The 25966-nt window shown below is 70.6% G+C and carries 24 protein-coding genes and 2 tRNA genes; 7 read left to right on the forward strand and 19 right to left on the reverse strand.

All coding sequences use genetic code 11. From position 1 onward, the window contains the following. The first annotated feature begins 179 nt into the window (after positions 1 to 179). Positions 180 to 458, forward strand: coding sequence for a hypothetical protein (locus BLS97_RS01135; protein WP_157695101.1), 279 nt, complete (start codon positions 180 to 182; stop codon positions 456 to 458). 42 nt (positions 459 to 500) lie between these two features. Here BLS97_RS01135 and BLS97_RS01140 read toward each other — a convergent pair whose 3' ends face one another. From BLS97_RS01140 to BLS97_RS01170, 7 genes are all read right to left on the reverse strand, one after another. After that, positions 501 to 1073 (reverse strand): GNAT family N-acetyltransferase, encoded by a 573-nt coding sequence (locus BLS97_RS01140; RefSeq protein WP_090474169.1) that lies wholly within the window; start codon positions 1071 to 1073, stop codon positions 501 to 503. Beyond that, on the reverse strand, positions 1070 to 1480 hold the full coding sequence (gene ndk, locus BLS97_RS01145) for a nucleoside-diphosphate kinase (protein WP_090480988.1): 411 nt from the start codon (positions 1478 to 1480) through the stop codon (positions 1070 to 1072). Before ndk ends, BLS97_RS01140 begins: the two co-directional genes overlap by 4 nt. 52 nt (positions 1481 to 1532) lie before the next feature. Further along, positions 1533 to 1931 (reverse strand): DUF4233 domain-containing protein, encoded by a 399-nt coding sequence (locus tag BLS97_RS01150; protein WP_090474170.1) that lies wholly within the window; start codon positions 1929 to 1931, stop codon positions 1533 to 1535. Next, entirely contained in the window at positions 1928 to 3304 is a 1377-nt protein-coding gene (locus tag BLS97_RS01155; RefSeq protein WP_090480991.1) for a bifunctional folylpolyglutamate synthase/dihydrofolate synthase, read from the reverse strand. The genes BLS97_RS01150 and BLS97_RS01155 overlap by 4 nt, the downstream gene beginning before the upstream one ends. 331 nt (positions 3305 to 3635) lie before the next feature. Further along, a complete protein-coding gene (locus tag BLS97_RS01160) occupies positions 3636 to 6299 on the reverse strand; it encodes a valine--tRNA ligase (RefSeq protein WP_090474171.1) in 2664 nt (887 codons plus the stop codon). Positions 6300 to 6377: 78 nt separating this feature from the next. Beyond that, on the reverse strand, positions 6378 to 7535 hold the full coding sequence (locus BLS97_RS01165) for an acyl-CoA dehydrogenase family protein (RefSeq protein WP_090474172.1): 1158 nt from the start codon (positions 7533 to 7535) through the stop codon (positions 6378 to 6380). A 97-nt stretch (positions 7536 to 7632) separates the two neighbouring features. Continuing rightward, the gene (locus BLS97_RS01170; protein ID WP_090474173.1) at positions 7633 to 7911 is read right to left on the reverse strand and encodes a hypothetical protein; all 279 of its coding nucleotides are present in this window, start codon (positions 7909 to 7911) and stop codon (positions 7633 to 7635) included. 131 nt (positions 7912 to 8042) lie between these two features. On the opposite strand from BLS97_RS01170, the gene BLS97_RS01175 reads away from it, so the two are divergent. Beyond that, positions 8043 to 9086, forward strand: a complete 1044-nt coding sequence (locus BLS97_RS01175) for a nicotinate-nucleotide--dimethylbenzimidazole phosphoribosyltransferase (RefSeq protein ID WP_090474174.1) — start codon at positions 8043 to 8045, stop codon at positions 9084 to 9086. 65 nt (positions 9087 to 9151) lie between these two features. On the opposite strand, the gene BLS97_RS01180 is transcribed toward BLS97_RS01175, so the two are convergent. The 4 genes from BLS97_RS01180 to BLS97_RS01195 are packed head-to-tail and all read right to left on the reverse strand — an operon-like array spanning position 9152 to position 13905. After that, entirely contained in the window at positions 9152 to 9871 is a 720-nt protein-coding gene (locus tag BLS97_RS01180; protein ID WP_197676346.1) for a YqjF family protein, read from the reverse strand. Between the two features lie 6 nt (positions 9872 to 9877). Beyond that, entirely contained in the window at positions 9878 to 12232 is a 2355-nt protein-coding gene (locus BLS97_RS01185) for a molybdopterin-dependent oxidoreductase (protein WP_090474176.1), read from the reverse strand. Then, the gene (locus BLS97_RS01190; RefSeq protein WP_090474177.1) at positions 12229 to 12903 is read right to left on the reverse strand and encodes a uracil-DNA glycosylase; all 675 of its coding nucleotides are present in this window, start codon (positions 12901 to 12903) and stop codon (positions 12229 to 12231) included. The genes BLS97_RS01185 and BLS97_RS01190 overlap by 4 nt, the downstream gene beginning before the upstream one ends. Before the next feature lie 57 nt (positions 12904 to 12960). Continuing rightward, the gene (locus tag BLS97_RS01195) at positions 12961 to 13905 is read right to left on the reverse strand and encodes a thiamine-phosphate kinase (protein ID WP_407938035.1); all 945 of its coding nucleotides are present in this window, start codon (positions 13903 to 13905) and stop codon (positions 12961 to 12963) included. Positions 13906 to 14243: 338 nt separating this feature from the next. Here BLS97_RS01195 and BLS97_RS01200 point away from each other — a divergent pair, with 338 nt between their 5' ends. Further along, the gene (locus tag BLS97_RS01200; RefSeq protein ID WP_090480994.1) at positions 14244 to 14477 is read left to right on the forward strand and encodes an Lrp/AsnC family transcriptional regulator; all 234 of its coding nucleotides are present in this window, start codon (positions 14244 to 14246) and stop codon (positions 14475 to 14477) included. Between the two features lie 16 nt (positions 14478 to 14493). Beyond that, on the forward strand, positions 14494 to 15063 hold the full coding sequence (locus tag BLS97_RS01205; protein WP_157695102.1) for a DUF3515 domain-containing protein: 570 nt from the start codon (positions 14494 to 14496) through the stop codon (positions 15061 to 15063). Positions 15064 to 15083: 20 nt separating this feature from the next. On the opposite strand, the gene BLS97_RS01210 is transcribed toward BLS97_RS01205, so the two are convergent. The 3 genes from BLS97_RS01210 to BLS97_RS01220 all read right to left on the reverse strand — a co-directional run bounded on the left by BLS97_RS01210 (position 15084) and on the right by BLS97_RS01220 (position 18038). Next, the gene (locus BLS97_RS01210) at positions 15084 to 16163 is read right to left on the reverse strand and encodes a D-alanine--D-alanine ligase family protein (RefSeq protein ID WP_090474180.1); all 1080 of its coding nucleotides are present in this window, start codon (positions 16161 to 16163) and stop codon (positions 15084 to 15086) included. 64 nt (positions 16164 to 16227) lie between these two features. Next, positions 16228 to 17253, reverse strand: a complete 1026-nt coding sequence (locus BLS97_RS01215; protein WP_231988291.1) for an NAD(P)H-dependent glycerol-3-phosphate dehydrogenase — start codon at positions 17251 to 17253, stop codon at positions 16228 to 16230. Further along, positions 17250 to 18038 carry a lysophospholipid acyltransferase family protein gene (locus BLS97_RS01220; protein ID WP_231988292.1) on the reverse strand — a complete coding sequence of 263 codons (789 nt, stop codon included), beginning with the start codon at positions 18036 to 18038 and terminating at the stop codon, positions 17250 to 17252. The genes BLS97_RS01215 and BLS97_RS01220 overlap by 4 nt, the downstream gene beginning before the upstream one ends. A gap of 570 nt (positions 18039 to 18608) precedes the next feature. On the opposite strand from BLS97_RS01220, the gene BLS97_RS01225 reads away from it, so the two are divergent. Beyond that, positions 18609 to 20696, forward strand: a complete 2088-nt coding sequence (locus tag BLS97_RS01225) for an RNA degradosome polyphosphate kinase (RefSeq protein WP_197676535.1) — start codon at positions 18609 to 18611, stop codon at positions 20694 to 20696. Beyond that, on the forward strand, positions 20686 to 21684 hold the full coding sequence (locus BLS97_RS01230; protein ID WP_197676347.1) for an NUDIX hydrolase: 999 nt from the start codon (positions 20686 to 20688) through the stop codon (positions 21682 to 21684). Before BLS97_RS01225 ends, BLS97_RS01230 begins: the two co-directional genes overlap by 11 nt. Before the next feature lie 98 nt (positions 21685 to 21782). Here BLS97_RS01230 and BLS97_RS01235 read toward each other — a convergent pair whose 3' ends face one another. From BLS97_RS01235 to leuC, 3 genes are all read right to left on the reverse strand, one after another. Beyond that, on the reverse strand, positions 21783 to 22481 hold the full coding sequence (locus BLS97_RS01235; protein ID WP_090474183.1) for an HU family DNA-binding protein: 699 nt from the start codon (positions 22479 to 22481) through the stop codon (positions 21783 to 21785). 253 nt (positions 22482 to 22734) lie between these two features. Then, the gene (leuD, locus tag BLS97_RS01240) at positions 22735 to 23328 is read right to left on the reverse strand and encodes a 3-isopropylmalate dehydratase small subunit (RefSeq protein ID WP_090474184.1); all 594 of its coding nucleotides are present in this window, start codon (positions 23326 to 23328) and stop codon (positions 22735 to 22737) included. A 14-nt stretch (positions 23329 to 23342) separates the two neighbouring features. After that, a complete protein-coding gene (gene leuC, locus BLS97_RS01245) occupies positions 23343 to 24755 on the reverse strand; it encodes a 3-isopropylmalate dehydratase large subunit (RefSeq protein ID WP_090474185.1) in 1413 nt (470 codons plus the stop codon). 152 nt (positions 24756 to 24907) lie between these two features. On the opposite strand from leuC, the gene BLS97_RS01250 reads away from it, so the two are divergent. Next, positions 24908 to 25609 (forward strand): IclR family transcriptional regulator, encoded by a 702-nt coding sequence (locus BLS97_RS01250; RefSeq protein ID WP_090474186.1) that lies wholly within the window; start codon positions 24908 to 24910, stop codon positions 25607 to 25609. Positions 25610 to 25659: 50 nt separating this feature from the next. Here the strand turns inward: BLS97_RS01250 and BLS97_RS01255 are convergent. Together BLS97_RS01255 and BLS97_RS01260 are read right to left on the reverse strand one after the other, a co-directional pair. Beyond that, a tRNA-Glu gene (locus tag BLS97_RS01255) sits at positions 25660 to 25735 on the reverse strand. A gap of 96 nt (positions 25736 to 25831) precedes the next feature. Beyond that, positions 25832 to 25903: transfer RNA gene (locus tag BLS97_RS01260), tRNA-Gln, on the reverse strand. Positions 25904 to 25966: the final 63 nt, after the last annotated feature.

Below are 25966 nucleotides of genomic sequence, written 5' to 3' on the forward strand. Positions count from 1 at the left end.
GCGGTCAAGTGCCCAGGGCGGCGGTAGAATCGCCCTCAAGAATCACTCGATCGGACGTATACAACGGCGGCACCGCCGCCGTCTTCATACGTCTAGAGCGTGACGGTCCTGTGAGATTGCTCAGCCGACCCGGCCGGTACGCCACCGCCGGGAACCAGTTCTCGAGGAAGGGAAGTTCGATGCGACGGGTCAAACGGATGTCGTCCGCGGCCGTGCTCGCCCTGCTGACCCTGTTCACCCTCCTGCTGGTCGCCCCGGCGGCCGCCGCGGCCGCCACGGTCGACGACGTGAGCCCCACCGTCACCCCGACCAGCGGTCGCTCCGAACCCATGGCGCTGGCCACCACCGGTCTGGACATCACCGTCCCGGTCATCATCGGCATCGTCATGCTGGTGGTGGGCATCGCCGTCGTGTCCTGGGCGTTCCTGCGCACCGGCTCGGCCGACCAGCGTCACTGACTTCGATCCCCCGCCCCTGACGCCAGTTCCACCGGATCGGGATCAGAACTCCTTGACGAGCAGTACCTCGTCCCGGTCGTCGCCCGGAGCCACCCGGATCCAGTTCGGCAAGCGGCCCACCTCGCGGAATCCGAAGCGGCCGTAGAACTCCGCGAGCCCGACGCCGTCCCGTACCCGCAGCTGGACGCGCTCCAGTGTCATCTCGGCGGCCAGCTCGAGCACGGCCTCGACCAGGCGGCGACCGATCCCCGTCCCCTGGCTGCCGGGCGAGACCATCACCTGCGTGATCGACCCGGTGTGGGACTGCGTCTGCCGTCCCGGCCGGATGGAGGCGAAGCCGATGACGTCACGGCCGCGGACGGCCGCGACGGCCCGGACCCGACCGGACCGCAGATCCTCGATCACGGTGGCCACCGCTCCCCCGACCGCCACCCGGTCGACCGGCGGCGTGAAGCCCACTGCCCCGCCGGCCTCGGAGACGGAGTGCCAGAGGTTCAGCAGGGCCAGGGCGAAAGCGTTGTCGGAGGCCATCTCGCCGCCGGGACCGACCCGGCGGATCTCGACCGGTTGGTCACTCGCCCGGTGTCCGGCCGCGAGCAACGGGTGTTCGCTCACAGGCCGGGGAACCAGAGGCCGATCTCGCGCTCGGCCGACTCGGGCGAATCGGAGCCGTGCACCAGGTTCAGCTGGGTCTCGAGGCCGAAGTCTCCGCGGATGGTGCCGGGGGTGGCCTTCTCGACCGGATCGGTGCCGCCGGCCAGCTGACGGAAGGCGGGGATGGCCCGCTCGCCCTCGACCACCATGGCCACGACCGGGCCGGAGGTGATGAACTCGATCAACGATGGGAAGAACGGGCGCTCGACGTGCTCGGCGTAGTGCGCCTTGGCCGTCTCCTCGCTGACCGTCCGCAGCTCGAGGGCGGCAAGGGTCAGGCCCTTGCGTTCGATGCGGGAGATGACCTCACCGACCAGAGCACGGGCGACGCCGTCGGGCTTGACCAGGACGAGGGTGCGTTCGGACACGACGATGAACTCCTTGGTTGATGAGAGGTGGTACTGCCCCGACACGGGATCGTCAGGCTGGTGGTCTGGGGAGCGTACCGGCCGCCAGACGGCGCCGGAACTCGTTGCGGAACCAGATGATCAACGCCCAGACGAGCGCGAACACGATGCCCATCACGCCCAGCGAGGGGGTGACGAACCAGCCGGCGATCATCAGGGCCTGCAACGTCAGGGCTGCCGGGACGAACCAAGGGCGGCGTACGAACCCGCACAGGGCGACCAGCGCCGCGGCCAGGACACAGATCGCGACGACGCCGAGGCCGCTCGTCCCGGAGCCCGTGTTCCGGGCCACCGGGATGGACAGCAGCACCACGACCACCTCGAGGATGAGCGTGGCCGACATGACGCCGCGCAGACCCCGCTCCGGGTCGTACGGTCGGGTCAGGGGGGTCGGCTGGTCGGGCTCCGTCATGCCGGGAGCAATCCGGCCAGGCTCCGGCCGTCGCCGGCCGACACGACCGAGCCGGTCACCACGACGCCGGTCCCGGCGGCGCCCTCCCCCGGCTCGGCGCCGCTCTCGGCCAGGTCGACGGCCAGGGCGATGGCGCTGTCCATCCGGTCGGCCGTGTGCACCTTCTCCTCGCCGAAGATGTCGACGGCCAGATCGCGGAGGTCGGCCACCGGCATCGACCGGTGCGACGAGTTGACCGTGATGACGACCTCGTCGAACGAGTCGGCCAGGGCGGTCAGGATGCCGGCGGCGTCCTTGTCCGCCATGACGGCCAGCACCCCGACCAGCCGGGCGAAGGAGAACTCGGCGGCCAGCGCGGCGGCCAGCGCGGTCGCGCCGTCCGGGTTGTGCGCGGCGTCGACCAGGACGGTCGGTGACGTCCGGACCCGTTCCAGCCGGCCCGGGGACGCCGAGGCGGCGAAGCCGTCCTGCACCGCATCCAGGTCGAGCGCGCGCCCGGCACCGGCGCCGAAGAACGCCTCCACCGCGGCCAGCGCGACGCTGGCGTTGCCGGCCTGATGTTCACCGGCCAGCGGCAGGAAGATGTCGTCGTAGACCCCACCGAGTCCCTGCAGGCTCAGCCGCTGGCCGCCGACGGCGAACGAGCGCTCCAGCACGTCGAACTCACTGCCCTGCCGGGCCACTGCCACATCCACCTCGACCGTGCGACGCAGGATGGAGTCCATCGCCTCCGGCAGTTGGCGGGCCACGATGGCCACCGCATCGGGTTTGATGATGCCCGCCTTGACCTTGGCGATGTCGGCCACGTTGTCGCCCAGGAAGTCCATGTGGTCCAACCCGATCGGCGTCACCACGGCGATCTTGGCGTCGGCCACGTTGGTCGAGTCCCAGGTACCGCCGAGACCCACCTCGACGACGGCCACGTCGACCGGTGCCTCGGCGAACGCCGCGAACGCCATCGCCGTGAGGATCTCGAACTTCGAGAGCGCCAGGCCGCCGGTGCGTGCGCTGGCCGCGTCGACCAGGTCGACGTAGGGAGCGATGTCGCTGTAGGCCGAGACGTACTGCTCCGGCGAGATCGGCACCCCGTCGATGCTGATCCGCTCGGTCACCGACTGCAGGTGCGGTGAGGTGAACCGGCCGGTGCGCAGACCGATCCGGGTGATGAGCGCGTCGATCATCCGGGCGGTGGAGGTCTTGCCGTTGGTGCCGGCCACCTGGATCACCGGGTAGGCCTGCTGCGGATTCCCGATCAGGTCCATCAGCGCGACCATGCGCTCGATGGTCGGAGAGATCTGCGTCTCGGCGCGCCGGCTGTTCAGCAGGTGCTCCACCGCGGCCAGGGTCAGCGGCGGCGAGTCGGGCACGATCATGCCTGCGTCCTCGTCGAGGTCCGCGGTGGCCGCGGCGATCTCGGCCTCGTGGTCGGCGACCGCGCCGAGGCGGGCCGGGGGCCGCCCGTCCGGGTTGTCCTCGTCCCAGTCGTCGTCGTGCTCGGCCGGCGGGATCGGCGTGCCGCCGCCCGGCGCTTCCGGCCGGTCCTCCGGGTTCACGTCGTCCGGGTTGTCGCCCGGTTCGATGTCACCCTTGGCCCGGCGTCCGCGATCGTCCCGGCCGAAAGCGTCCCGTTCCACCCCGGACTGGTCGTCGTTCACGAACGGCCGGAACGCTCCGTCGGCCTGCTCGTCGTCCCACTCTTCGCGTTCAGTCATTGGTGTCGCCTTTCAGTTCCTTCAGGCGAGAGGTCAACCGCGCCACGTCGGCGGCCGCCTTGGCCGCCCTGGTCCTGATCTTGTCGACCACCGGAGCCGGGGCCTTGCCCATGAACGACTCGTTCCCGAGCTTCTTGTCGGTGTCCTCGATCTCCTTCCGCGCCACAGCGAGATCCTTTTCCAGACGGGCGATCTCGGCCGGGATGTCAACCGCGGTCGAGGTGTCCAGCTCGACGTGGACGCTGCCGGTGGCCAAGGCCGCCTCGATCGACGCGGTGGCGCCGAAGCCGTCACCGGCGGCGGTCAAGCGGGTCAGGGCGGCAGCGAAGTCGTTGACCGACCGGTCCCCACCGACCAGCCGGGCCGGCACCTTCTTGCTCGGGGCCAGGCCCTGGTCGGAGCGGAACCGCCGGATCTCAGTGGTCAGCGTCTGAACGTCGGCCACCCAGGCCGCCGCCGCGGGTTCGGCGGTGCGGCCCGAGCCGGCCGGCCAGGGCGCGATGACCAGCGATTCGCCTCCGGTGAGGGCGGTCCAGAGCGTCTCGGTGACGAACGGGACGAACGGGTGCAGCAGCTTGAGCACCGAATCCAGGACGTTCCCGAGCACACCCCGGGTGGTGGCCAGACGGGCCGGGTCGTCGCCGGCCGACGTGATCTGGACCTTGGCCAGCTCCAGGTACCAGTCGCACAGCTCGTCCCAGGCGAAGTGGTAGAGCCCCTCGGCGGCCTTTCCGAACTGGAAATCGCCCAGCAGATCGGTCGTCTCGGTGATCACCTGGTCGAGCCGGTCCAGCACCCAGCGGTCGGCCGGGGTCAGTTCCTCCGCGGCCAGCGGGGCCTCCGGCAGCACGGCCCCGTTCATCATGGCGAACCTGGTGGCGTTGAACAGCTTGGTGCAGAAGTTGCGCGACCCGCCGACCCAGTCTTCGGCGATCGCCTGGTCGGCCCCCGGGTTGGCCCCGCGGGCCAGGGTGAACCGCACCGCGTCGGCCCCGAACTTGTCGATCCAGGCCAGCGGGTCGACCCCGTTGCCCTTCGACTTGGACATCTTCTTGCCGAACTGGTCGCGGACGAGCCCGTGCAAGGCGACGGTCTGGAACGGCACGGAGGGCACGTCGGCTTCGGTGGTGCCCAGGTAGGTGCCGAACATCATCATCCGGGCCACCCAGAAGAACAGGATGTCGTACCCGGTGACGAGCACCGACGTCGGGTAGAAGGCCTTGAGGGTGTCGGTGTGCTCGGGCCAGCCCATGGTGGAGAACGGCCACAGCCCGGAGGAGAACCAGGTGTCGAGCACGTCCGGATCCTGCGTCCAGCCCTCGCCCGGCAGTTCCTCGTTCGGCCCGACACAACGGATCTCGCCCTCGGGGCCGTACCAGACCGGGATCCGGTGCCCCCACCAGAGCTGACGGGAGATGGTCCAGTCGTGCATGTTGTCGACCCAGTCGAAGAACCGCGGCGCCAACTCCGGCGGGTGGATCAACGTCCGGCCGTCCCGGACGGCGTCACCGGCCGCCTTGGCCAAGGGGGCCACGTTGACGAACCACTGCAGGCTCAGCCGCGGTTCGACCACATCGGCCGACCGTGAGCAGTGCCCGACGGCGTGCACATACGGCTTCTTCTCACCGACGATGCGGCCCTGCCCACGCAGCACCTCCTTGATCGCGATACGCGCCTCGAACCGGTTCATCCCGTCGAACGGGGTTCCGGTGCCGACGATGTCCGCCGCCTCGGTGAGGACGGTGATGGCCGGCAGGCCGTGCCGCTGCCCGATCTCGAAGTCGTTGGGGTCGTGCGCCGGGGTGACCTTCACCGCTCCGGTGCCGAACTTGGGGTCGACGTGGGCGTCGGCGACGATGCGGATCGCTCGACCCACGAGCGGGAGCTCGACGGTCGTGCCGACCAGGTGCGCGTAGCGCTCGTCGTCCGGGTGCACCGCGATCCCGGTGTCGCCGAGCATCGTCTCCACCCGCGTGGTGGCCACCACGATGGCCGAATCGCCGTCCCCGTAACGGATCGAGACCAGTTCGCCCTCGTCGTCGGAGTGGTCGACCTCGATGTCGGACAGCGCGGTCAGACAACCGGGGCACCAGTTGATGATGCGCTCGGCCCGGTAGATGAGGCCGTCGTCGAACATGCGCTTGAAGATGGTCTGGACCGCGTCGGAGAGACCCTGGTCGAGGGTGAACCGCTCGCGGCTCCAGTCGACCGAGTCGCCCAGGCGCTTCATCTGGCCCAGGATCGCCCCGCCGGATTCGTGCTTCCAGTCCCAGACCTTCTCGACGAACAGTTCGCGGCCGAAGTCGTGACGGGTCTTGCCGTCCACGGCCAGCTTCTTCTCCACCAGGTTCTGGGTGGCGATCCCCGCGTGGTCCATGCCCGGGAGCCACAGCACCTCGTCGCCGGACATCCGGTGCCAGCGGGACAGAACGTCCATCAGGGTGTGGTCGAGGGCGTGCCCGACGTGCAGATCGCCGGTGACGTTCGGCGGGGGCAGCACGATCGAGAACGGTTTGCGCTCACCGGAGAGCACGCGCTTCTCGTCGGCGGTGAAGTAACCGGCCTGCAGCCACCGCTGGTACAGCGGTACCTCGACGGCCGCCGGGTCGTACTGGGCGGGGAGGTCGATGGTCGTCTGCGGGGTCGAATGCGTCACCGTCCCAGTTTAGTTGTCGCCGCGAACGCGTTCTCCCAGCGCGCAACGGCGCACCGGGCTCGACGGCGCACCGGGAGGTCAGTAGGACCGGGGCAGGCGCAGTGTGTGGTGAGCCACGTAGTTGAGCAGCATCTCCCGGCTCACCGGTGCGATCTGCAGCAGGCGGGCCATACCCCAGAGCGGGATGAGCCCGTACTCGACCGACATGCCGTTGCCGCCGTGGGTCTGGATGGCGGCGTCGACCGCGGCCACCGCGGCCTCCGCGGCCGCGTACTTGGCCATGTTGGACGCCTCGCCGGCGGGCAGCCCGCGGTCGTGCAGCCAGGCCGCCTTGGCCGTCATCAACGCGGCCAGCTCGACCTCGATCTTGGCCTTGGCCAGTGGGTGGGCCACTCCCTGGTGAGCGCCTATCGGCGTTCCCCAGACCTCACGTCCGGTGGCGTACCGGCTGGCCAGCTCGACCGCGTAGCGCCCGATGCCCACGCCGAGGGCGGCACCGGCGATGCGCTCCGGGTTGAGCCCGTCGAACAGCGGCTTCAGCCCCTCGCCCTCGACCCCGATCAGGGCCGAGGCCGGTACCCGGACCTGGTCGTAAAACACGGTGAACTGCTTGTCCGGGATCTGCGCGGCCACCGGCAGCGGATTCCACGACAGGCCGGGTGCCGACGTCGGCACCATGAACAGGGAGATCCTGGCCTTGCCGGTGGTCTCGTCCACTCCGGTCCGGGCGACGGTCAGGATGGCGGCGCTGTCGTCGACCCCGGAGATGTAGTACTTGCTGCCGGAGAGCAGATAGTCGTCGCCGTCCCGGACGGCGGCGGTGATGATGTGGTGCGAGTTCGAACCGGCGTCGGGCTCGGTGATCGCGAAGGCGACCTTGACGCTGCCGTCGGCCAGCCGCGTCAGCCACTCCTGCTTCTGCTGCTCCGAACCGTGTTTGGCCAGCACCTCGACGGCAATGGCGCTGGAGACCAGGAGGAGCAGCAGCGGGCTGCCGCCGGCGGCCGATTCCTCGGCCACCACCACCAGTTCGCTCATGCCGGCGCCACCCCCGCCGTACTGCGCCGGAACGTTGATGCCGATGAAGCCGGCCCGGCCGAGATCGGCCCAGAGACCCGACTGCGGGATGCCGGCGCGCCCATGTTCGGCGAACTCGGCGGGGCCGTGGGCGGCCGTGATCTCCCGGACCGCGGCCCGCAGGTCGGCGTATTCGGTCGGATCGGAGAAGTCGGCCATCCGGGGTTCCTCTCGGGCTTCGCCACCAGCGACGTTGCGGTCGACGATCCGTCCAGCATGCCAGACGTGAACCGCGGTTAACAACCGTTCACGAGGCTCAGAACTCGGCCTCCGCCGACTGTCCGCCGCCCTCGGGCGTCAGATACATCGGGCCGTACACCGCGTGCTCGCCGTCCATCAGGGTCACCGTCGCGATTCCGTCCTCGGCGAGGGTCTCGAAGTGGTCGCGGAGCCACTGCTCGGCCTCGTCCTGGTCGGTGAACGCGATGTCGGGCTCGGAGACCGCGATCCCGGCCTGGTCGGCGAACAGCCAGCGCCAGGCCAGACCCTCACCCGGATCGGTGGCGGAGCCGTCGAACGGACCGAGGTCAGTCATGAGTGTTCCTTCGATAGATCTTCGGCGGTGGTACGGGCGGGCACGTAAGGCGGCAGGAGAACCGGGCGCGCTACTGGCGACGGTAGCGTGAGCCACGCCGCATCGGCGCCACGGCAAGAGGAGCTACTGAAGTGACAGTCGAATTCGGTTCGGTCACCCCCCCGCACCGCGGGGAGACGATGGAGCCGCACCCGTTGCTGGGAACGTTCGGACCGCTGGTCCGACTGTTGAAGGCCTGCACCCTCCCCGATCGCCGGGTGCTGGAGCGGCCTCGACTGGTCGTCCTGGCCGGGGATCACGGCATTGCCGCCCGGCGCGTGTCGGCCCATCCGGCGACCGAAACCGCCCGCCGCGCGACGGATCTCGCCGCCGGCCGCGGTCCCGTCGCCGAGGTCGCGGCGGCGTCCGGGGTGGGGGTGCGGGTGGTCGACGTCGCCGTCGATGCCGACCTGTCGGACACCGGAGTGGACACCACGGTCAAGGTCCGCCGCTCGTCCGGGCCGATCGACGTCGAGGATGCGCTGAGCCACGAGGAGATCGACGCCGCCCTCGAGGCCGGCCGCCGGATCGCCGACGAGGAGATCGACGCCGGCGCCGACCTGTTGATCGGGTCCCTCTGCGGGGTCGCGTCCAGCACCGCCACGGCGGTGGTGGTCGCCGGTCTCACCGGGGTGGAACCGATCGAGGCCACGTCCCGCGGTTCCGGCATCAACGACACCGCCTGGATCCGCAAGGCGGCCGCGGTCCGCGACGCGTTGTACCGGGTGCGGCTGGCCGGCACCGACGCCCACAGCATGTTGCGGGTGGCCGGAGGGGCCGACCTGGCTGCCCTGACCGGCTTCATCGCGCAGGCGGCCGTGCGCGGCGTGCCGGTGCTGGTCGACGACGTCGCCAGCAGTGCCGCGGCGCTGCTGGCGAACCGCCTGGCGCCGGGGGCCGAGGCCTACATCGTGATCACGTCGTTGTCGTCCGACCGCACTCATCGACGGCTGCTCGACCTGTTGGGCCGGGATCCGTTGACCGCCTGGAGCTTGCGGCTCGGCGTCGGGGCGGGCGCCGTGCTGCTGGTGCCGACCATCCGAGCGGTGGCCCGCTCGGAGGACACCGGCGACCCGGACGGCGGCGGCGTCCGCACCGAGGACGCTATCGACGTCTGGGATCCGAACCTGTTCTGAGATTCGGCGGCCGGCCCGCCGCCGGGCCCGCGGTCGCCGGTGGCGGCGGTCCGGGTCCGGTCGGGTCAGCGCACCCGCTGCGGCCACCCGAACGTGGTCCGGACCCCGGGCGAGAACAGCGGCCGGAGCATGTCCCCGGCCACCGGCACCCCGACCCCGGCGACGAGATCGTCATCCAGATCGACGATCTCGGCCGACCGGAGCGGCCACGGCCCGTGCTCGTTGGGCACCCACACGGTGCGGCCGGCCAGCCGGGTGTGCAGCCCCCAGCGGGACGTGAGCCAGGTCTCGAGCGGGGTCGGCCGGACCGGATCCCCGACCCGGACGGTGACCAGGTTCCGCAACGGATGCGGCGCGACCCGGGGCCAGCGCCGCGCCGATCGGTACCGCCACAGGTCGGCCGTGTGCGTGACCCGCATCGCCGACCAGGTGTAGGGCAGCCCCAGGCTCCATCGGGCCAGCAGGACGGTGGACAGCCGCGACGCTTCCAGGGTGCGGAAGACGATGCCGCTGCGGCCTTCGTCATCGACGGAGTACAGCCGGACGTTGGTCTCGGCGAAGTCGCCGAAATACGGCACCGGCAGCCGGCCGCCCGGCCCGGCCCCGCGCATCTGGAACGGCACCAGCCCGACGTAGCTGAGCCCGTCGATGACGTCGGGCCGGACACCAGCGGGCAGGAACTCCTGCACTGCGGCCGGTTCCACCGGCCAGTGCAGAAAAGTCAGGTTGGCCCATCGCTGCGCGGACAACCGCGGCCCGGAGAGTGGCGGCGCGGACTCGGTCACCGCCATCTATTCCGGCCCGCCCGACGACGGCTGGGCGCTCCGGTCCGGCGGCCCGGGCATCGGGCCGAACACGGTGATGTCGGGCACCGGGCCCGACCACAGCTCGACCTGCACCAGAGCGGTGTGCGCGCTGGGGCCCTGCGCGAGCGCCGACGTGCCGTGGTCGGGGGTCAGCACATTCGGATTGCCGTGCACGTCCAGCCCGCCCGGGGTCAACGGGTCGTACCAGGCGCCGGTGGACAGCCGCACCACGCCCGGGCGGATGTCCGCCGAGAGCACGGCTCCGGCCAGGCAGGCCCCGCGGTTGTTGAACAACCGCACCACGCAGCCGTCGGCGATACCCCGGACGGCGGCATCGGCCGGGTTGATGAGCACCGGTTCCCGTCCGTTGATCTTCCCGGCCCTGGAGTACGCCCCGTTGTCGAACTGGGAGTGCAGTCGGCGTTCCGGCTGGCCCGACACCAGGGCCAGCGGAAAGCGCTGCGCCAACGGCGATCCCAGCCATTCCGACGGCTCCAGCCAGGTCGGGTGGGGTGGGCAGTCGGCGTAGCCGAACCCGGCGATGGTGGTCGAGTAGATCTCCAGCCGGCCCGATGGGGTGGCCACGGGATGGGCCTCCGGGTTGGCCCGCAGGGCGGCGTAGGGCTTCTCCGGACGGTCCAGGTCGGGCAACCGGACACGGCCCCGCTCGACCAGTTCGGCCCATTCCGGCAGTTGGACGTCCAGGGTGGCCGCGCGTTTGCGGGTCCGTTCGTAGAGTTCGTCGACCCATTCGGCGGCGGTGCGGTTCTCGGTGAACTTCTCCTCAAGGCCGAGCTTCTCGGCGATCCGGGCGAAGATCTCGTAGTCGGTCAGGACGTCGCCCGGCGGCGGCGAGGCGGCCACCATGGCCATCAGGAACGGATCCTCCCGACCGGCGGCGAAGTCGGTGCGTTCGGCGAAAGTGGCCGCCGGCAGCACGATGTCGGCGTGACGGGCCAGGGCGTTGGCGAAGTGCTCGTGCACGATCACCGTGTCCGGCCGCTGCCACGCCGCGGCCAGGCGGTTCAGGTCCTGGTGATGGTGGAACGGGTTCCCGCCGACCCAGTACACCAGCCGGATGTCGGGGTAGGTGTAGCGGCCGCCGTCGTAGTCGAACTCGCGCCCCGGTCGGGTCAGCAGGTCGGAGATCCGGGCCACCGGGATGAAATCGGCGACCCCGTTCACCCCCTGCGGGAACGACGCGGCCGGCACGCGGTTCAGCCGCATCCCGTTGCGGTGCAGGGCGCCCAACCCGCAGCCGAATCCACCGCCGGGCCGGCCCATCGACCCGGACAGGGCGGCCAGGGTGAGGGCCATCCACGGAGCCTGCTCGCCGTGGTCGGCCCGCTGCACGGAGTACGAGGTGGAGATGACGGTGCGTTCGGTGGCGATCCGCACCGCGAGCGTTCGCAGGGTGTCGGCGTCGATCCCGGAGATCGCGGCCGCCCAGCCGGCGGTCTTGGCCACGCCGTCGGAACGGCCCATCAAGTAGTCCTCGAACACGTCCCACCCGGTGGTGCAGCGGGCCAGGAAGTCCTGGTCGTGCCGGCCGGCGGCGACGATCTCGTGGGCCAGACCGAGCATGATGGCCACGTCGGTGCCCGGCCGGGCCGGGAGCCAGGTGGCGTTCAGGAACTCGGCTGCGTCGGTTCGCAGCGGCGAGACGGAGACGAAGTCGACGCCGGCCCGGGCCGCGGTGCGCTGGGCTCCCGGAGACAGATGCGCGCCCAGGCCGCCGTCGTTGACCTGCGTGTTGCGCAGCGCGAGGCCGCCGAAGGCGACCACCAGGGAACCGTGCTCGGCGATCTCCTCGAACGTCGGGGTCGAGTCCATCGCGGTCTGCCACCCGCCGGCCACGCGCCGCAGGATGACGGTGATCGCGGCCGAGGAATAGGTGTCGACCGATCGGGTGTAGCCGCCGGCCAGGTTCAGGAAGCGATGCACCTGGGACTGCGGGTGGTGGAACCGGCCGGCGGATCCCCAGCCGTAGGAGCCGCCGTAGATCGCGCGGTTGCCGTGCTGTGCCCGAACCCGGGTGATCTCGTCCGCCACCAGCGAGGCGGCGGTGTCCCAATCGACCGCGACGTACTCGTCGTCCCCGCGGCGGCGGCTTCCCGGCCGGTCGGCCGGGCCGGGCCCGTCCTCCAGCCAGCCCCGCCGGACCAGCGGGGTCCTGAGCCGGCCGACGCCGGACGAGGCGTCGGCCACGGACTCGCCGATCCGGGTCGGGTCCGGGTCGTCCGGGTGCGGGTCGAGCGCCAGCAGCCGGGAACCGTTGGTGCGGGCCAGGTAGGTTCCCCAGTGGGTGGTGGTCGGCACCGTCCGGATCTGCTCGGTCATGTGATGGTCCAGTCGACCGGCGCGGCACCCTGTTCGGCCAGCAGGGCATTGGCCCGGGAGAACGGCCGGGACCCGAAGAACCCGCGGTCGGCCGACAGCGGCGAGGGGTGGGCGGTGGCCACGTACGGGACGCCGCCGAGCATCGGGATCAGGTTCTGCGCGTCCCGCCCCCACAGGATGGCCACCAGCGGTCGGTTCCGGGCGGCCAGGGCGGTGATCGCCTGGGCGGTCACCGGCTCCCACCCCTTGGCCTTGTGCGCCGCCGGCCGGCCCGGCTCGACCGTCAGTACCCGGTTCAGCAGCAGCACCCCGGCCCGGGTCCAGGACGTCAGGTCGCCGTGCGGCGGCGGGGTGAGACCCAGGTCGGAGCGGAACTCTCGGTAGATGTTGGCCAGCGACCGGGGCAGCGGCCGGACGTCACGGTCGACCGCGAACGACAGACCGATCGGGTGGCCGGGCGTCGGGTACGGGTCCTGGCCGACGATCAGCACCTTCACCTCGTCGAACGGCTGCTGGAAGGCCCGGAGCACGTTCGGGCCGGCCGGCAGGTAGGTCCGTCCCTGCGCCAGTTCGGCGCGCAGGAAGTCCCCCATGACGGTGATCTGGTCGGCCACCGGCTCCAGGGCCAGGGCCCAGCCCGGGTCCATCGTCTCGGCAAGGGATGCTGGCATGGTCGCGACGCTACCGCGCGACCGGTCCGGCCGGCCCTTCCCCCGGGCCGGATCCGGTCAGCGGAAGTGGTCCCAGCCTCCCGGGCCCTCGTGCCTGGAACCGTCGACGGTCACCGTCGGACCGTCGTCGCCGGCGACACCGACGGTACCGATCGGTTGCCACCCGGGCGGGAGCGAGGCCCCGTGCGGGAAGGTCGCCACCAGCGGATGGTCGTCTCCGCCGGAGAGGACCCACTCCATCGGGTCCTTGCCCAGAGCGGACGCGACCTCGACCAGACGGGGATTCACGTCCAGGGCGGCCCGGCGGATGTTGATCGAAACGCCGGAGGCCTCGGCGATGTGACCGAGGTCGGCCAGCAGCCCGTCGGAGACGTCGATCATCGACGTGGCCCCGGAGGCGGCGGCGGTGATGCCGGCCGACAAGGGCGGCTCCGGAACGCGGTAGGCATTGACCAGGGCCGCCGGCGAGCGGAAGCCCCGGGACAGGATGGTCAGCCCGGCCGCGGCCCAGCCCAGCCGTCCGGTCACCGCCACCTCGTCCCCGGGACGGGCCCCGGATCGGCGGACCGGGGGCGCGCCCCGCAGGTCACCGAGCACGGTGACGGAGATGGTCAGCGTCTCGGACCGGGTCGTGTCACCGCCGACCACGGCCGCGCCGGCCTCGACGGCGGCTTCCCGCAGACCCTTGGCGATACCCAGCAGCAGGTCGGTCGGGGTGGTCCCGGGCGCCGAGACGGCCACGACCAACGACGTCGGGGCGGCGCCCATGGCGGCGATGTCGGCCATCGCGGCGAGCGCGGCCCGTCGTCCGATCTGTTCGCCGTTGGCCCAGTCGGAACGGAAGTGGACCCCGTCCACCAGCATGTCGACGCTGACCACCACACGCCCGTCGGGCGCGGCCACCACCGCGGCATCGTCACCCGGCCCGACGCTGGTGTCCTCGCGCTGCGGCTGGTCCTGGTTGATCGCCGCGATCAGCTCGAACTCGCCCATCGCGGCCAGCGTGCCGGCCTCGGGAGCGGCTCCGCTGCGTCCTTCGGTTCGTCCATGCGCGGTACTGATGGGGAAACACCTCCGGGTCGGGCCGGGCTGCGCCGGCTGATACCCGGGAACGTCGCACCGGGCGGGTTGAACGGACCGGCACTCGCATCGGTCCCTGGCCATGGTGCCCCATCGGGGCCGGGCCGCCGGGGATCGCCGCGCAGGAATGCGGGATCGGACGGCGTCCGGGCCGCGGCGACCACTCGGATAAACTCCGGGATGAACTCCGCGGGAGTCCCAGCGCGACCCTCCTCTCCGGCGCAGTCCGGGGGTTGATCAAGAAATCGAAGGAGCACACCGTGGTGCAGGCGTTCATCCTCATCCAGACCGAGGTCGGCCAGGCGGCCGCGGTTGCCTCCGCGATCGGCGTCATCCCCGGCGTCACCAGCGCCGAGGACGTGACCGGCCCCTATGACGTCATCGTCCGGGCCGAGGCCGAGACCGTGGACGAGCTCGGCAAGCTCGTGGTCGCCCGGGTGCAGGGTGTGCCCGGGATCACCCGCACCCTGACCTGCCCGGTCATCCGGCTCTGACCGGCCCGTGGTGACCGTGACCAGGGCGAAACCGGCGACAGACGCTGGTCGGTCCGGTCAGCCCTGGTCGGTATACGCGGCCCTGACGGTGGTCGTCCTGGCCATCGGGGTGGCCGTCACCCTGGGTGTGATCAAGAAGAACAACCCGGTGGTCGACACCGGCCCACTGCCGGTCTCCACGGTGGGCCAGCCCGGCGCCGACTCGGCGGCCTGCAAGTCGCTGATGCCGCATCTGCCGTCCGAACTGGCCGGTTCGCCCCGCCGCACCATCGAAGGCGGCGGCGACGGCGTGGCCGCGTGGGGTGATCCGGCCGTCATCCTCCGCTGCGGGATGGAGACGCCGGCCGAGCTGACCTGCAGTTCGGAGCTGACCGAGATCAACAGCGTGAAGTGGCTGCAGTTGCCCGACGACGGGCTGGACGCCACCACCTACATCGCCGCCGACCGCACCGTGCGGATCGCCGTGACCGTCCCGACCGGAACGGGGACGGCGGCCATGGGCGACCTCTCCAGCATCGTCGGGACCACCTTGGCCGCGCGTCAGCCCTGCCGGAACGGCCTCCTGCTGCCGACCGACGTCGAGTAGCCGCCGGCGGCTCGGCCCGCTCAGCGCAAGCCGGTCCCCCTGGCGATGGCCGTGCGGATGAGCACGGTGAGCAGTTCCGGATAGGTCAGCCCGGCGGCGCCCCACATCCGGGGGTACATGGAGATGGGGGTGAACCCGGGCATCGTGTTGACCTCGTTGATCACCACCCGGCCCTCGTCCGTGACGAAGAAGTCGACGCGGGCCAGACCCTGGGCGTCCAGGGCCCCGAAGGCGCGGACGGCGAGGTCCTGGATCTGAGCCGTCACGTCGTCGTCCAGCCGGGCCGGGATGTCGAAGGTGGCGACGTCATCGAGGTACTTGGCGCTGAAGTCGTAGAAGTCGTACCCGGCGGCCACATGGATCTCGGCCGTCGGCGACGCCTCGATCCGCCCGTCCGGGAATTCCAGCACCCCGCATTCGATCTCCCGGCCGATCATCGCCGCCTCCACGAGCACCTTCGGGTCGGCTTGCCGGGCCAGGGCGATGGCGGCGTCCAGGTCGGCCCAGTCGTCGACCCGGCTGACCCCGAGCGAGGAGCCGGCCCGCGCGGGCTTGACGAACACCGGGAGCCCGAGGCGTTCCCGCTCGTCGACCGTGAGGGTGGCCCGGCCCCGCCGCAGCACCACGTAGTCGCCCTGGGGCAGCCCTTCGGCCGCGAGCAGCTTCTTGGTGAACTCCTTGTCCATCCCGGCCGCCGAGGCCAGGACGCCCGGACCCACGTAGGGCAGGTCCGCCAGCTCCAGCAGGCCTTGGATGGTGCCGTCCTCACCGAACGGGCCGTGCAGCACCGGGAAGACCACGTCCACGTCCAGCGAGGGGCCGGGAACGCCCAGCGGGACCAACGACGCGGACGTGGGGTCGGCCGGCAACACGACGGCCGTACCGCCGGACACCGCCGGGAGCTCGCGTCCCTGCTTCTCCAGCACCTGGTCCGGGTCGACCTGCACCCACGCGCCGGCCGGGGTGATCCCGATGGCGGTGGCGGCGAACAGTTCCGGATCCAGGTGGCCCAGCACACTCCCGGCCGAGATGCAGGAAACCGCATGCTCGCCGCTGCGCCCACCGAAAACCACCGCGACCCTGATCCGCTGCTCGTTCATGGGGGCAACCCTACGGTCGCCCGGGCCGCCCTCCGGACACGGACACGGACACCGGCGCGGACGGTTATTCCGGCGTGTGCGGCCGGTCCATCAAAGAACGGATCATGTCGGCCGGCGCCATGTGCCGGTAGCACACGTTGAAGACGGCCTCGGTGATCGGCATGTCGATACCGTGGCGGTGAGCCAGATCGCGCATCGAACGGCAGCTGACCACACCTTCGGCCACCTGTCCCCCGGCCGCCGCGACCGCCGCGTCCAGGCCCATGCCGACCGCCAGCCGGCCGCCGAGTGTGCGGTTGCGGGACAACGGCGACGAGCACGTCGCGACCAGGTCACCCAGTCCGGCCAGGCCGGCGAACGTCGCCGGATCAGCCCCCAACGCCTGCCCCAGCCGGGACAACTCGTTGAGCCCGCGCGTCATCAGCGACGCCGCCGTGTTCAGTCCGAGCTGCAGTCCGTCGGCGATACCGCAGGCCAGGGCGATGACGTTCTTGCCGGTGCCGGCGATCTCCGCGCCGATCACGTCGGTGATCGTGTACGGCCGGAAATATCCGGTGGCACAGGCTTTCTGGACCTGCACCGCGATGGCGTGATCAACGCAGGCCAGCACCGAGGCGGTCGGACGGTTCTGGGCGATCTCGACGGCGAGATTCGGACCGGTCAGCACGACCACCCGCGGCTCCTCGATGTGTCCGACCCGCGAGATCACCTCGCTCATCCGCAGTCCGGTGCCGATCTCCACCCCCTTGGCCAGCGAGATGACCGGCACCCCAACCGGAATGGAATCACGGAAGACGGTCAGGTTCTCCCGCATGGACTGGCTCGGCACTCCGAGCGCCACCGCGTCGACCCCGTCCAGCGCCTCGTCGACGTCCGACGTGGCGTACAGGTTGTCCGGCAGGACGATGCCACGCAGGTACGCCTCGTTCGTCCGGGACGCCCGGATACCGGCCGCGACCGATTCGCGGCGGGCCCAGAGCACGACGTCCCGGCCGGCGTCGGCCAACACCTTGGCATAGGTGGTGCCCCACGATCCGGCACCGAGCACCGCGATCCGGTCCAGTGCGGGTCGGGCGGCGAGCGGACTCAACGCTCCGGAGTTTCTGGCGCGGAGGTCGCCCCCGCTTCGGCGGCCGCGGCCGCGGCCCGCAGGCGTTCGGCCTTCTTCTGGTCGTAGAAGTCCTTCGGGGCCGGGACCCCGCGCACCTGCGCCAGCAGGTCCCGCACCGCACCCTGGATGACGTAGGAGACGTCGCGGATCAGGCGCGCATCGACGGCCTGACCGCGGAACGCGGACAGGTCGATCGGCGGTCCGGCGACGATCCGGATCTTCTTGCGGGGAAAGGGATGGAAGCCCTTGCCGAGATACGGGAGCACCTCCTGCGTACCCCAGTGCACCACCGGCACGACCGGGAAATCACCGGCCAGGGCCATCGCGGCGACGCCCGGCCGTGGCTTCATCGGCCAGTGGTCGGGGTCTCGCGAGCAGGTGCCGTCGGGGTAGATCAGGACGACCCGGCCCGCCTGGAGCGAGTCGATGGCCGCCTGCAGACCGACCTGCCCCTGACCGCCGCCACGTTCGACCGGGATCATCTCGGTGCCGGTCAGGATCCTGCCGACCACCGGGACCTTCCAGAGCGACGCCTTGGCCATGATGTGCGGAATCCGTCCGGACTTGCGGAGGTAGACCGCGGTGTAGACCGGATCGAGCTCGGAGATGTGGTTGCCGACCACCAGGACCGGGCCGGGGACGGCGATGTGCTCCAGCCCCTCGAAGCTGGGACGGCCCAGCATCCGGGTCAACGGGAACATCACGATCTCGCACAACCGGATCCACTTGTTGGCCGTTTCGAACACCGGGCCGCGACGACGCACGCCGACTCCTCTCGCGGGGCCGCGGCCGATCATCAGGATCGGCCGGACCCGGCCCATGGTGGGCTCGGATCCACCCTAAGCCGTTCCCCCTCCGGCGAGGGAAGCGGACGCGGCCAACCGGTGACGTCGTCGCGCCGGGTGGCCCCGACCCGCAGCAGGCAGCGTGACCGGCGCAACCGGAACCCGTGCGGTGCCGGTGGGCTTCCGCGCCCGGATCACCGAACCGGCCGACCCGGCCGCGTGATGGTCGGCAATTTCACTCTTTCGAGGCGCGAGACGGCCGGTCGTCCGAGGTCGTCACCGATGCGTTGCCGTTCGTTAACCGCCCTCGGTCGCCGGGCCCCGTCGCGGCGCGGAACAATGTCGGGCGTGACCACCACGAGAAAGCCGACTCCGGCCCGCCGACGACCGTCCATCAGCGCGCTCACGGCGGAGGCGCCGGCCACACCGGCCGCCCGCCCTGCGGTCAAGGCCGTGTCAAGGGCCGAGCCGAGAACGCCGCGGACCAAGGTCGCGGAGCCCGAAGCCGAGACCGTGCTGATCGAAGCACCGGCGGTGGAACCGTTCCACATGGCCGAGGCCGAGCCCCCGGCGATCATCCACGACGACGAGCCGCTGCCGGCCGACCGGTTCTACAACCGCGAGCTGAGCTGGCTGGACTTCAACGAGCGGGTGCTGGCCCTGGCCGAGGATCCCGACCAGCCGCTGCTGGAGCGGGCCAAGTTCCTGGCCATCTTCGCCTCCAACCTGGACGAGTTCTACATGGTGCGGGTGGCCGGCCTGATGCGCCGCCGCGACATGGGGCTCGCGGTGGCCAGCACGGACGGACTGACCCAGTCCGAGCAGTTGGCGCTGATCTCGGCCCGTACCCAGGAACTCGTGGAGCGGCAGGGCCGCTGTTTCACCGACGAGGTGATGCCGGCTCTGCAGGACGCCGGGATCCGCATCGTCCGATGGAATTCCATCGAGGACGAGGACAAGATCCGGCTCGCCGAGTACTTCACCGCGCAGATCTTCCCGGTCCTGACGCCGCTGGCCGTCGACCCGGCCCACCCGTTCCCGTACATCTCGGGACTGAGCCTGAACATGGCGATCATCGTCCGGGACCCGGAGACCGGGGCCGAGCGGTTCGCCCGGGTCAAGGTGCCCAACAACGTCGATCGTTTCATCCGCGTCCGTCGCGGGGTGCTGGACTTCCTGCCCCTGGAGGACCTGCTGGCGGCTCACCTGGCCGAGTTGTTCCCGGGCATGGAAGTGATGGAGCACCAGATCTTCCGGGTCACCCGCAACGCCGACCTGGACGTGGAGGAGGACCGCGACGAGGACCTGCTGCAGGCCCTGGAGCGCGAACTGGCCCGGCGTCGGTTCGGGCCGCCGGTCCGCCTGGAGATCACCGACACCACCAGCGAACGCATCCTCGACCTGCTCATCACCGAACTGGACGTCGACCCGTCGGACGCGGTGGAAGTCCCCGGTCTGCTTGACCTTTCCAGCCTGTGGCAGCTGTACGGGCTGGACCGGCCGACCCTGAAGGACCCGCCGTTCGTACCGGCCACCAATCCGGCCTTCACCGAAGGCGAGAAGCCAAGGAGCGTGTTCGCCCGGCTCCGCGACTCTGATGTGTTGCTGCACCACCCCTACGAGTCGTTCGCGACCACGGTGCAGCGTTTCATCGAGCAGGCCGCCGCCGACCCGAACGTGCTGGCCATCAAGCAGACCCTGTACCGGACGTCGGGCGATTCCCCCATCGTCGACGCGCTGATCTCGGCCGCCGCGGCCGGCAAGCAGGTGGTCGCTCTGGTCGAGATCAAGGCGCGTTTCGACGAGCAGGCCAACATCACCTGGGCCAAGGCGCTGGAACGGGCTGGGGTCCACGTGGTCTACGGCCTGGTCGGTCTCAAGACGCACTGCAAGACCGCTCTGGTGATCCGCCAGGAGGGAAACACCCTGCGGCGCTACTGCCACATCGGCACCGGCAACTACAACCCCAAGACGGCCCGGATCTACGAGGACCTCGGGCTGCTCACCGCCGACCCGGACATCGGGGCCGATCTGACCGACCTGTTCAACGTGCTCACCGGCTATTCCCGCCAGGTGGAGTACCGGAACCTGTTGGTGGCTCCGCATTCCATCCGGACCGGGATCGTCGAGCGCATCGAGCGGGAGATCGAGCACTTCCGGGCCGGGCGCGGCGGCCTGGTCCGGCTGAAGATGAATTCGATCGTGGACGAGGGCGTCATCGATGCCCTTTACCGGGCCTCCAGGGCCGGTGTGACGGTCGATCTCACCGTGCGGGGCATCTGTGCCCTGCGCGCCGGTGTGCCGGGCCTCAGCGAGAACATCACCGTCCGGTCGATCGTCGGGCGCTTCCTGGAGCATTCCCGGATCTTCTATTTCGGCGGCGGCGGCCAGGAGGAGTACTGGATCGGCAGCGCGGACATGATGCACCGCAACCTCGATCGCCGGGTCGAGGCGTTGGTCCGGATCACCGACAAGGCGGCCACGGACCGGATGAGCGCCCTGCTGGCCGCCATCGCCCGGCCGGACACGCGCTGTTGGCTGCTCGGTCCCGACGGCTGGACGAAATCGCCGGTCGACGGTCCGGGCCGGGATCTGCAGGCCGAACTGCTGCGTCGGGGCGTCGCCGGTGCGGAATGACGCCTCGGCCGTCCGGGCGGCCGGAGCCGTCCTGTGGCGGCCGTCGGTCAAGCACGGCATCAGGATCGCTCTCGTCCACCGCCCGCGGTACGACGACTGGTCGCTGCCCAAGGGCAAGGCCGACAGCGGCGAGAGCGCGCCGGTTACGGCCTGGCGAGAGGTCTGGGAGGAGACGGGTTTTCGATCGGTCCTGGGCCGCGCCCTGACCACGGTCTCCTACGCGGTCGCCGGTGGCCCGAAGACGGTGCAGTACTTCGCCGCCCGGGCTCTGGGTGGCTCGTTCACGGCCAACAAGGAGGTCGACCGGCTGGAATGGCTGTCGCCCGGCGCCGCCCGGGCCCTGATGTCCTACGACTTCGACAAGGCGGTGCTGGACACCTTCGGCCTGGAACGGCCCGACCTGCGCGGTGTTCTCCTGGTCCGGCACGCTCGGGCCGGGCACCGCGAATCGTTCGACGGGCAGGACATCCTGCGTCCACTGGATGCCAAGGGACGGAGGCAGGCCCAGGCTCTGGTGGCCGAACTGCTGCCGTTCGGGCCGGGCCCGGTGCACAGCGCACCGGCCGAGCGGTGCCGGGCCACGGTGGCGCCGCTGGCCCGCACGCTCGGTCAGGCGGTGGCCATCGAGCCGCTGCTGGCCGAGGAGTCCTATCGTGACGACCCAGCGGCCGCCCGCCGGCGGCTGGTCGAACTGGCCGGGTCCGAAGCGGTCTGGCCGGAGCGCGGCGCACCGGTTCACCCCGCACGGCCGGCCGCCGGCGCGTCGATCCGCGGCTCCTTCGCTGGCGGCGTGCCGTCGGCGAAGGTCAGCGCGACCGTCGTCGCCTGCAGTCAGGGCGGTGTGATCCCGGGAGTGGTGAAGTCGCTGGCCGGTCGCTCGGACGTACCGCTACCACGCATCGGAACGCCCAAGGGGGCCTTCTGGTTCCTCAGTTTCGAGGGCCGGCGCCTGGTCCAGGCCGACGCCTATCCGAGCCCACCGGTCTGAGCCCGGGCACGGAGGTCTGAGCCCCGGTACGGAAAAGGCCCGGACCCCATCGGGTCCGGGCCTTCTCGTATTCGCCCGGCCGGAGCCGGGCGGACGGACTACTTCTTCTTGGCCGGGGCGCGCCGAGCCGCCGGAGCCTTCGTGGCCGGGGCGGCCTTGGCGGCCGGAGCCGCCTTCGCCGGAGCGGCCTTGACCGGAGCGGCCTTGGCCGGAGCCGCCTTGGCCGCGGTGGCCCGCGGAGCCCGGGTGGCCGGAGCCGCCTTGGCCGGAGCGGCCTTTGCCGGAGCGGCCTTGGCCGCGGTGGCCCGCGGAGCCCGGGTGGCCGGAGCCGCGACCGCGGCCGGCTTGGCCGCGGCGGCGCGGGTCCGGGTGGCCGGCTTGGCCGCCACGGCCTCGGCCGGCTTGGCCGCGGCGGCGCGGGTGCGCGTCGCCGGTGCCGCCTTGGCGGCGGCCGGAGCCTTCGCGGCGGCGGCGGCGGCCCGGGCGGTGGTCGGCTTCCCGGTCACCTTGGGCAGCTTGACCGTTCCGGCGATGACGTCCTTGAAGTACTTGCCGGGCCGGAAGGCGGGCACGGTCGTCTTCTTGACCTTGACCGCCTGGCCGGTGCGCGGGTTCCGCGCCGTTCGGGCGGCGCGGGCGCGCTTCTCGAAAACGCCGAATCCGGAGATCGAGACGTTCTCGCCCTTCTGCACCTCGCGCTGAATGAGGTCGATGATGCCCTCGACTGCCGTCTGAGACACCTTCTTGTCCCCATCGAGCCGCTGCGCGAGCTGGTTGATCAGATCGGTCTTGTTCACTGTCCCTCCCAGGACTTTCCGGCCGTCGGGGATGATTGGGCCGACTGGTGGCACACGGTAGGCCCGAATCGCCCTCAATGCCAACCACCACGCCACGCCAATACCCGCTGCTGGAAGGGATTTCGGCCTCTCCGCGACCCCGGAGACGGCAGTGCCACCGACCGGCAGATCCGGTCGGTGGCACTGGATTGTCTTGCATATGTGTTGCGCAACAAGCGCTTTCGCCGTTGCCCCAGGTCAGGGGCCCTGACCGTCAGACGGCCGTGGTCACCGGCTTGAAGGACGGCCGAGATCTTTCAAAATTTGTGATCTCATCGGCATGTCGCAGGGTCAAAGAGATGTCGTCCCAACCCTCCAGCAGTCGCCACTTGGTGTAGGGATCGATCTCGAAGTCGATCACCAGGGCCCCCGCGGAGACCCGTTGCTCCGGCAGATCAACCGTCACCTGGGTGCCCGGTTCGTTCTCCAGCAGCTTCCACAGCAATTCGACGTCGGCCTCACTGACCACCGCGGCCAGCAAGCCTTCCTTGGAGCTGTTACCCCGGAATATGTCCGCGAATCGGGGCGAGATGACCACCCGGATCCCGTAGTTCATCAGGGCCCAGACCGCGTGCTCGCGAGAGGATCCGGTGCCGAAATCGGGGCCGGCCACCAGTACGGAGCCGCCGGCGAAGGCCGGCTGGTTGATGACGAACGTCGGATCGCTGCGCCAGGCGGCGAACAACCCGTCCTCGAAGCCGGTGCGGGTGATCCGCTTGAGGTACACGGCCGGGATGATCTGGTCGGTGTCGACGTTGCTGCGGCGCAGCGGAATGCCGATGCCGGTGTGGGTGGTGAAGGCTTCCATGTCTGTTCTCCTGCTCAGCGTTCGGAGCCGACGAGATCGGCCGGGGACGAAAGAGTTCCGCGCAGCGCGGTGGCCGCGGCCACCAGGGGCGACACCAGATGGGTGCGTCCGCCCTTGCCCTGCCGGCCTTCGAAGTTGCGGTTCGACGTCGACGCGCTGCGCTCGCCCGGGGCCAGCTGGTCGGGATTCATGCCAAGGCACATCGAGCATCCGGCACTGCGCCACTCCGCCCCGGCGTCGGAGAAGACCCGGTCCAGCCCTTCGGCTTCGGCCTGCGCCTTGACCCGCATCGAGCCGGGTACGACCAGCATGCGCAGGCCCGGATCGATCCGCTTGCCCTTGAGGATGTCGGCCGCGGCCCGGAGGTCCTCGATCCGACCGTTGGTGCACGAGCCGAGAAACACCGTGTCGACCCGGATCTCGCGGAGCGGCGTACCGGCCGTGAGGCCCATGTACTCCAGCGCGCGCTCGGCCGCGGTGCGCTCGTTGTCGTCCACGATCAGCTCGGGATCAGGCACCGAGGCCGAGAGAGGCAGGCCCTGACCCGGGTTGGTGCCCCAGGTGACGAAGGGCGAGAGCTCCGCCGCGTCCAGGATCACCTCGGCATCGAAAACCGCGTCGTCGTCGGTGGTCAGGCTCGACCAGTAGGCGACGGCGGCGTCCCAGTCGGCCCCCTTCGGGGCGTGCGGACGACCTTGGATGTAGTCGTAGGTGGTCTGGTCGGGGGCGATCATCCCGGCCCGGGCGCCGGCTTCGATGGACATGTTGGCCACCGTCATCCTGGCTTCCATCGACAGGGCGCGGATGGCCGACCCTCGGTACTCCAGGACGTATCCCTGTCCGCCGCCGGTCCCGATCTTGGCGATGACGGCCAGGATGATGTCCTTGGCCGTGACGCCCGGCGCCAGCTCGCCGTCGACCGTGACCGCCATGGTCTTGAACGGCTTGAGCGGCAACGTCTGGGTGGCCATCACGTGCTCGACCTCACTGGTGCCGATGCCGAAGGCGAGCGCGCCGAACGCGCCGTGGGTCGAAGTGTGCGAGTCGCCGCAGACGATCGTCATACCGGGCTGGGTGATCCCCATCTGGGGGCCCACGACGTGGACGATGCCCTGCTCGAAGTCGCCCATCGGGAACAGCCGGACGCCGAACTCCGCGCAGTTGGACCGCAGCTTCTCGATCTGGGTGCGTGAGACCTCGTCGGCGATCGGGAGATTGATGCCGGTGGTCGGCACGTTGTGATCCTCGGTAGCCAGCGTCAGGTCGGGCCGGCGAACCGGGCGCCCGGCCAGCCGCAGGCCGTCGAAGGCCTGCGGACTGGTGACCTCGTGCACGAGATGGAGGTCGATGTAGAGCAGGTCGGGCTCACCCTCCGCTCGGTGCACCACGTGTGCTTCCCATACCTTCTCGGCGAGAGTGCGCCCCATTGCGGCCTTTCCTTTCACGATTACTTTCCCGCGCCTGAAGGGCGCGCGGCGTGGTGCCACAGCGAGCCGGTCCGGGCAAGCCGGACCCGGAAATCCCGGCACCGGCCGATATCGCGTGGACATCTCAGCATGCGGGAATCTAGTATCGCTGCATGGGACAGTCTAGCGGCATCGGTGTGTTGGACAAAGCGGTTCAGGTACTGCGGGCGACCACCGCCGCCCCGAGCGGGCTGGCCGAACTGTGCGCCGCCACCGGACTCCCGCGGGCCACCGCCCACCGGCTGGCCGTCGGCCTCGAGGTACACGGCCTGCTGGCCCGTGACGCCTTTGGTCGCTGGCGCCCCGGCCCGATGCTGGCCGTCCTCGCCGCCGGCGCCCCCGACCTGCTGGTGGCGGCCGCCGCCGATGTGCTCCCCCGCCTCCGGGACCGCACCGGGGAGAGCGTGCAGATCTACCGACCCGACGGCTTCTCCCGCATCTGCATCGCCGTCGCCGAGCCGACGTCCGGGCTGCGGGACACCGTGCCGCTGGGCACCCGGCTGCCGATGACGGCCGGGTCCGGGGCCAAGGTGCTCACCGCCTGGGCCGATCCGGCGACGTCCAGGGCGATCCTGGCCGAGGCCTCGTTCACCGAACGGGTGCTGGCCGAGGTACGCCGCCGCGGGTGGGCCCAGTCGGTGGCCGAGCGTGAGACCGGAGTGGCGTCGGTGTCGGCCCCGGTTCGCGACCGGGCGGGCCAGGTCATCGCCGCGGTCTCGGTGTCCGGACCGGTCGAGCGGATCGGTCGCCGCCCGGGCGAACGGTGGGCCGGTGATCTGATCCAGGCGTCGGAAGCGCTGACCGCCCGGCTGTAGCCGGTAACGCAGAAGACCCCCGCAGACCGAAGTCCGCGGGGGTCTTTCGCTGGTAGCCCCGAAGGGATTCGAACCCTCGCTACCGCCGTGAGAGGGCGGCGTCCTAGGCCGCTAGACGACGGGGCCCTAGGTGACACTCGGTCGCACTGCTCGTGACCGAAGAGAATCATACCTGACCACGGGGGCCGGATCGGCCACTCGCGATCGCGTACTCGGATGTCGCTGGGGTACTAGGACTCGAACCTAGAATGAGGGAATCAGAATCCCTAGTGTTGCCAATTACACCATACCCCAAAGCTGTTCCACTGCAGGCACTTTCAGGCGATCACTCACCGACGAAGGCACCGAGAGACCATC

The organism is Nakamurella panacisegetis (assembly GCF_900104535.1).
Taxonomy (GTDB): Bacteria; Actinomycetota; Actinomycetes; order Mycobacteriales; family Nakamurellaceae; genus Nakamurella; species Nakamurella panacisegetis.

Coding starts and splice junctions, on each gene's coding strand:
- BLS97_RS01190 (WP_090474177.1), bottom strand. CDS start 12,903: ATGCCAGCATCCCTTGCCGAGACGATGGACCCGGGCTGGGCCCTGGCC.
- leuC (WP_090474185.1), bottom strand. CDS start 24,755: ATGGGGCGCACTCTCGCCGAGAAGGTATGGGAAGCACACGTGGTGCAC.
- BLS97_RS01185 (WP_090474176.1), bottom strand. CDS start 12,232: ATGACCGAGCAGATCCGGACGGTGCCGACCACCACCCACTGGGGAACC.
- BLS97_RS01210 (WP_090474180.1), bottom strand. CDS start 16,163: ATGAACGAGCAGCGGATCAGGGTCGCGGTGGTTTTCGGTGGGCGCAGC.
- BLS97_RS01225 (WP_197676535.1), top strand. CDS start 18,609: ATGGCCGAGGCCGAGCCCCCGGCGATCATCCACGACGACGAGCCGCTG.
- BLS97_RS01155 (WP_090480991.1), bottom strand. CDS start 3,304: ATGATCGTGCCCGACTCGCCGCCGCTGACCCTGGCCGCGGTGGAGCAC.
- BLS97_RS01165 (WP_090474172.1), bottom strand. CDS start 7,535: ATGGCCGACTTCTCCGATCCGACCGAATACGCCGACCTGCGGGCCGCG.
- BLS97_RS01150 (WP_090474170.1), bottom strand. CDS start 1,931: ATGACGGAGCCCGACCAGCCGACCCCCCTGACCCGACCGTACGACCCG.
- BLS97_RS01250 (WP_090474186.1), top strand. CDS start 24,908: ATGGGACAGTCTAGCGGCATCGGTGTGTTGGACAAAGCGGTTCAGGTA.
- leuD (WP_090474184.1), bottom strand. CDS start 23,328: ATGGAAGCCTTCACCACCCACACCGGCATCGGCATTCCGCTGCGCCGC.
- BLS97_RS01135 (WP_157695101.1), top strand. CDS start 180: ATGCGACGGGTCAAACGGATGTCGTCCGCGGCCGTGCTCGCCCTGCTG.
- BLS97_RS01170 (WP_090474173.1), bottom strand. CDS start 7,911: ATGACTGACCTCGGTCCGTTCGACGGCTCCGCCACCGATCCGGGTGAG.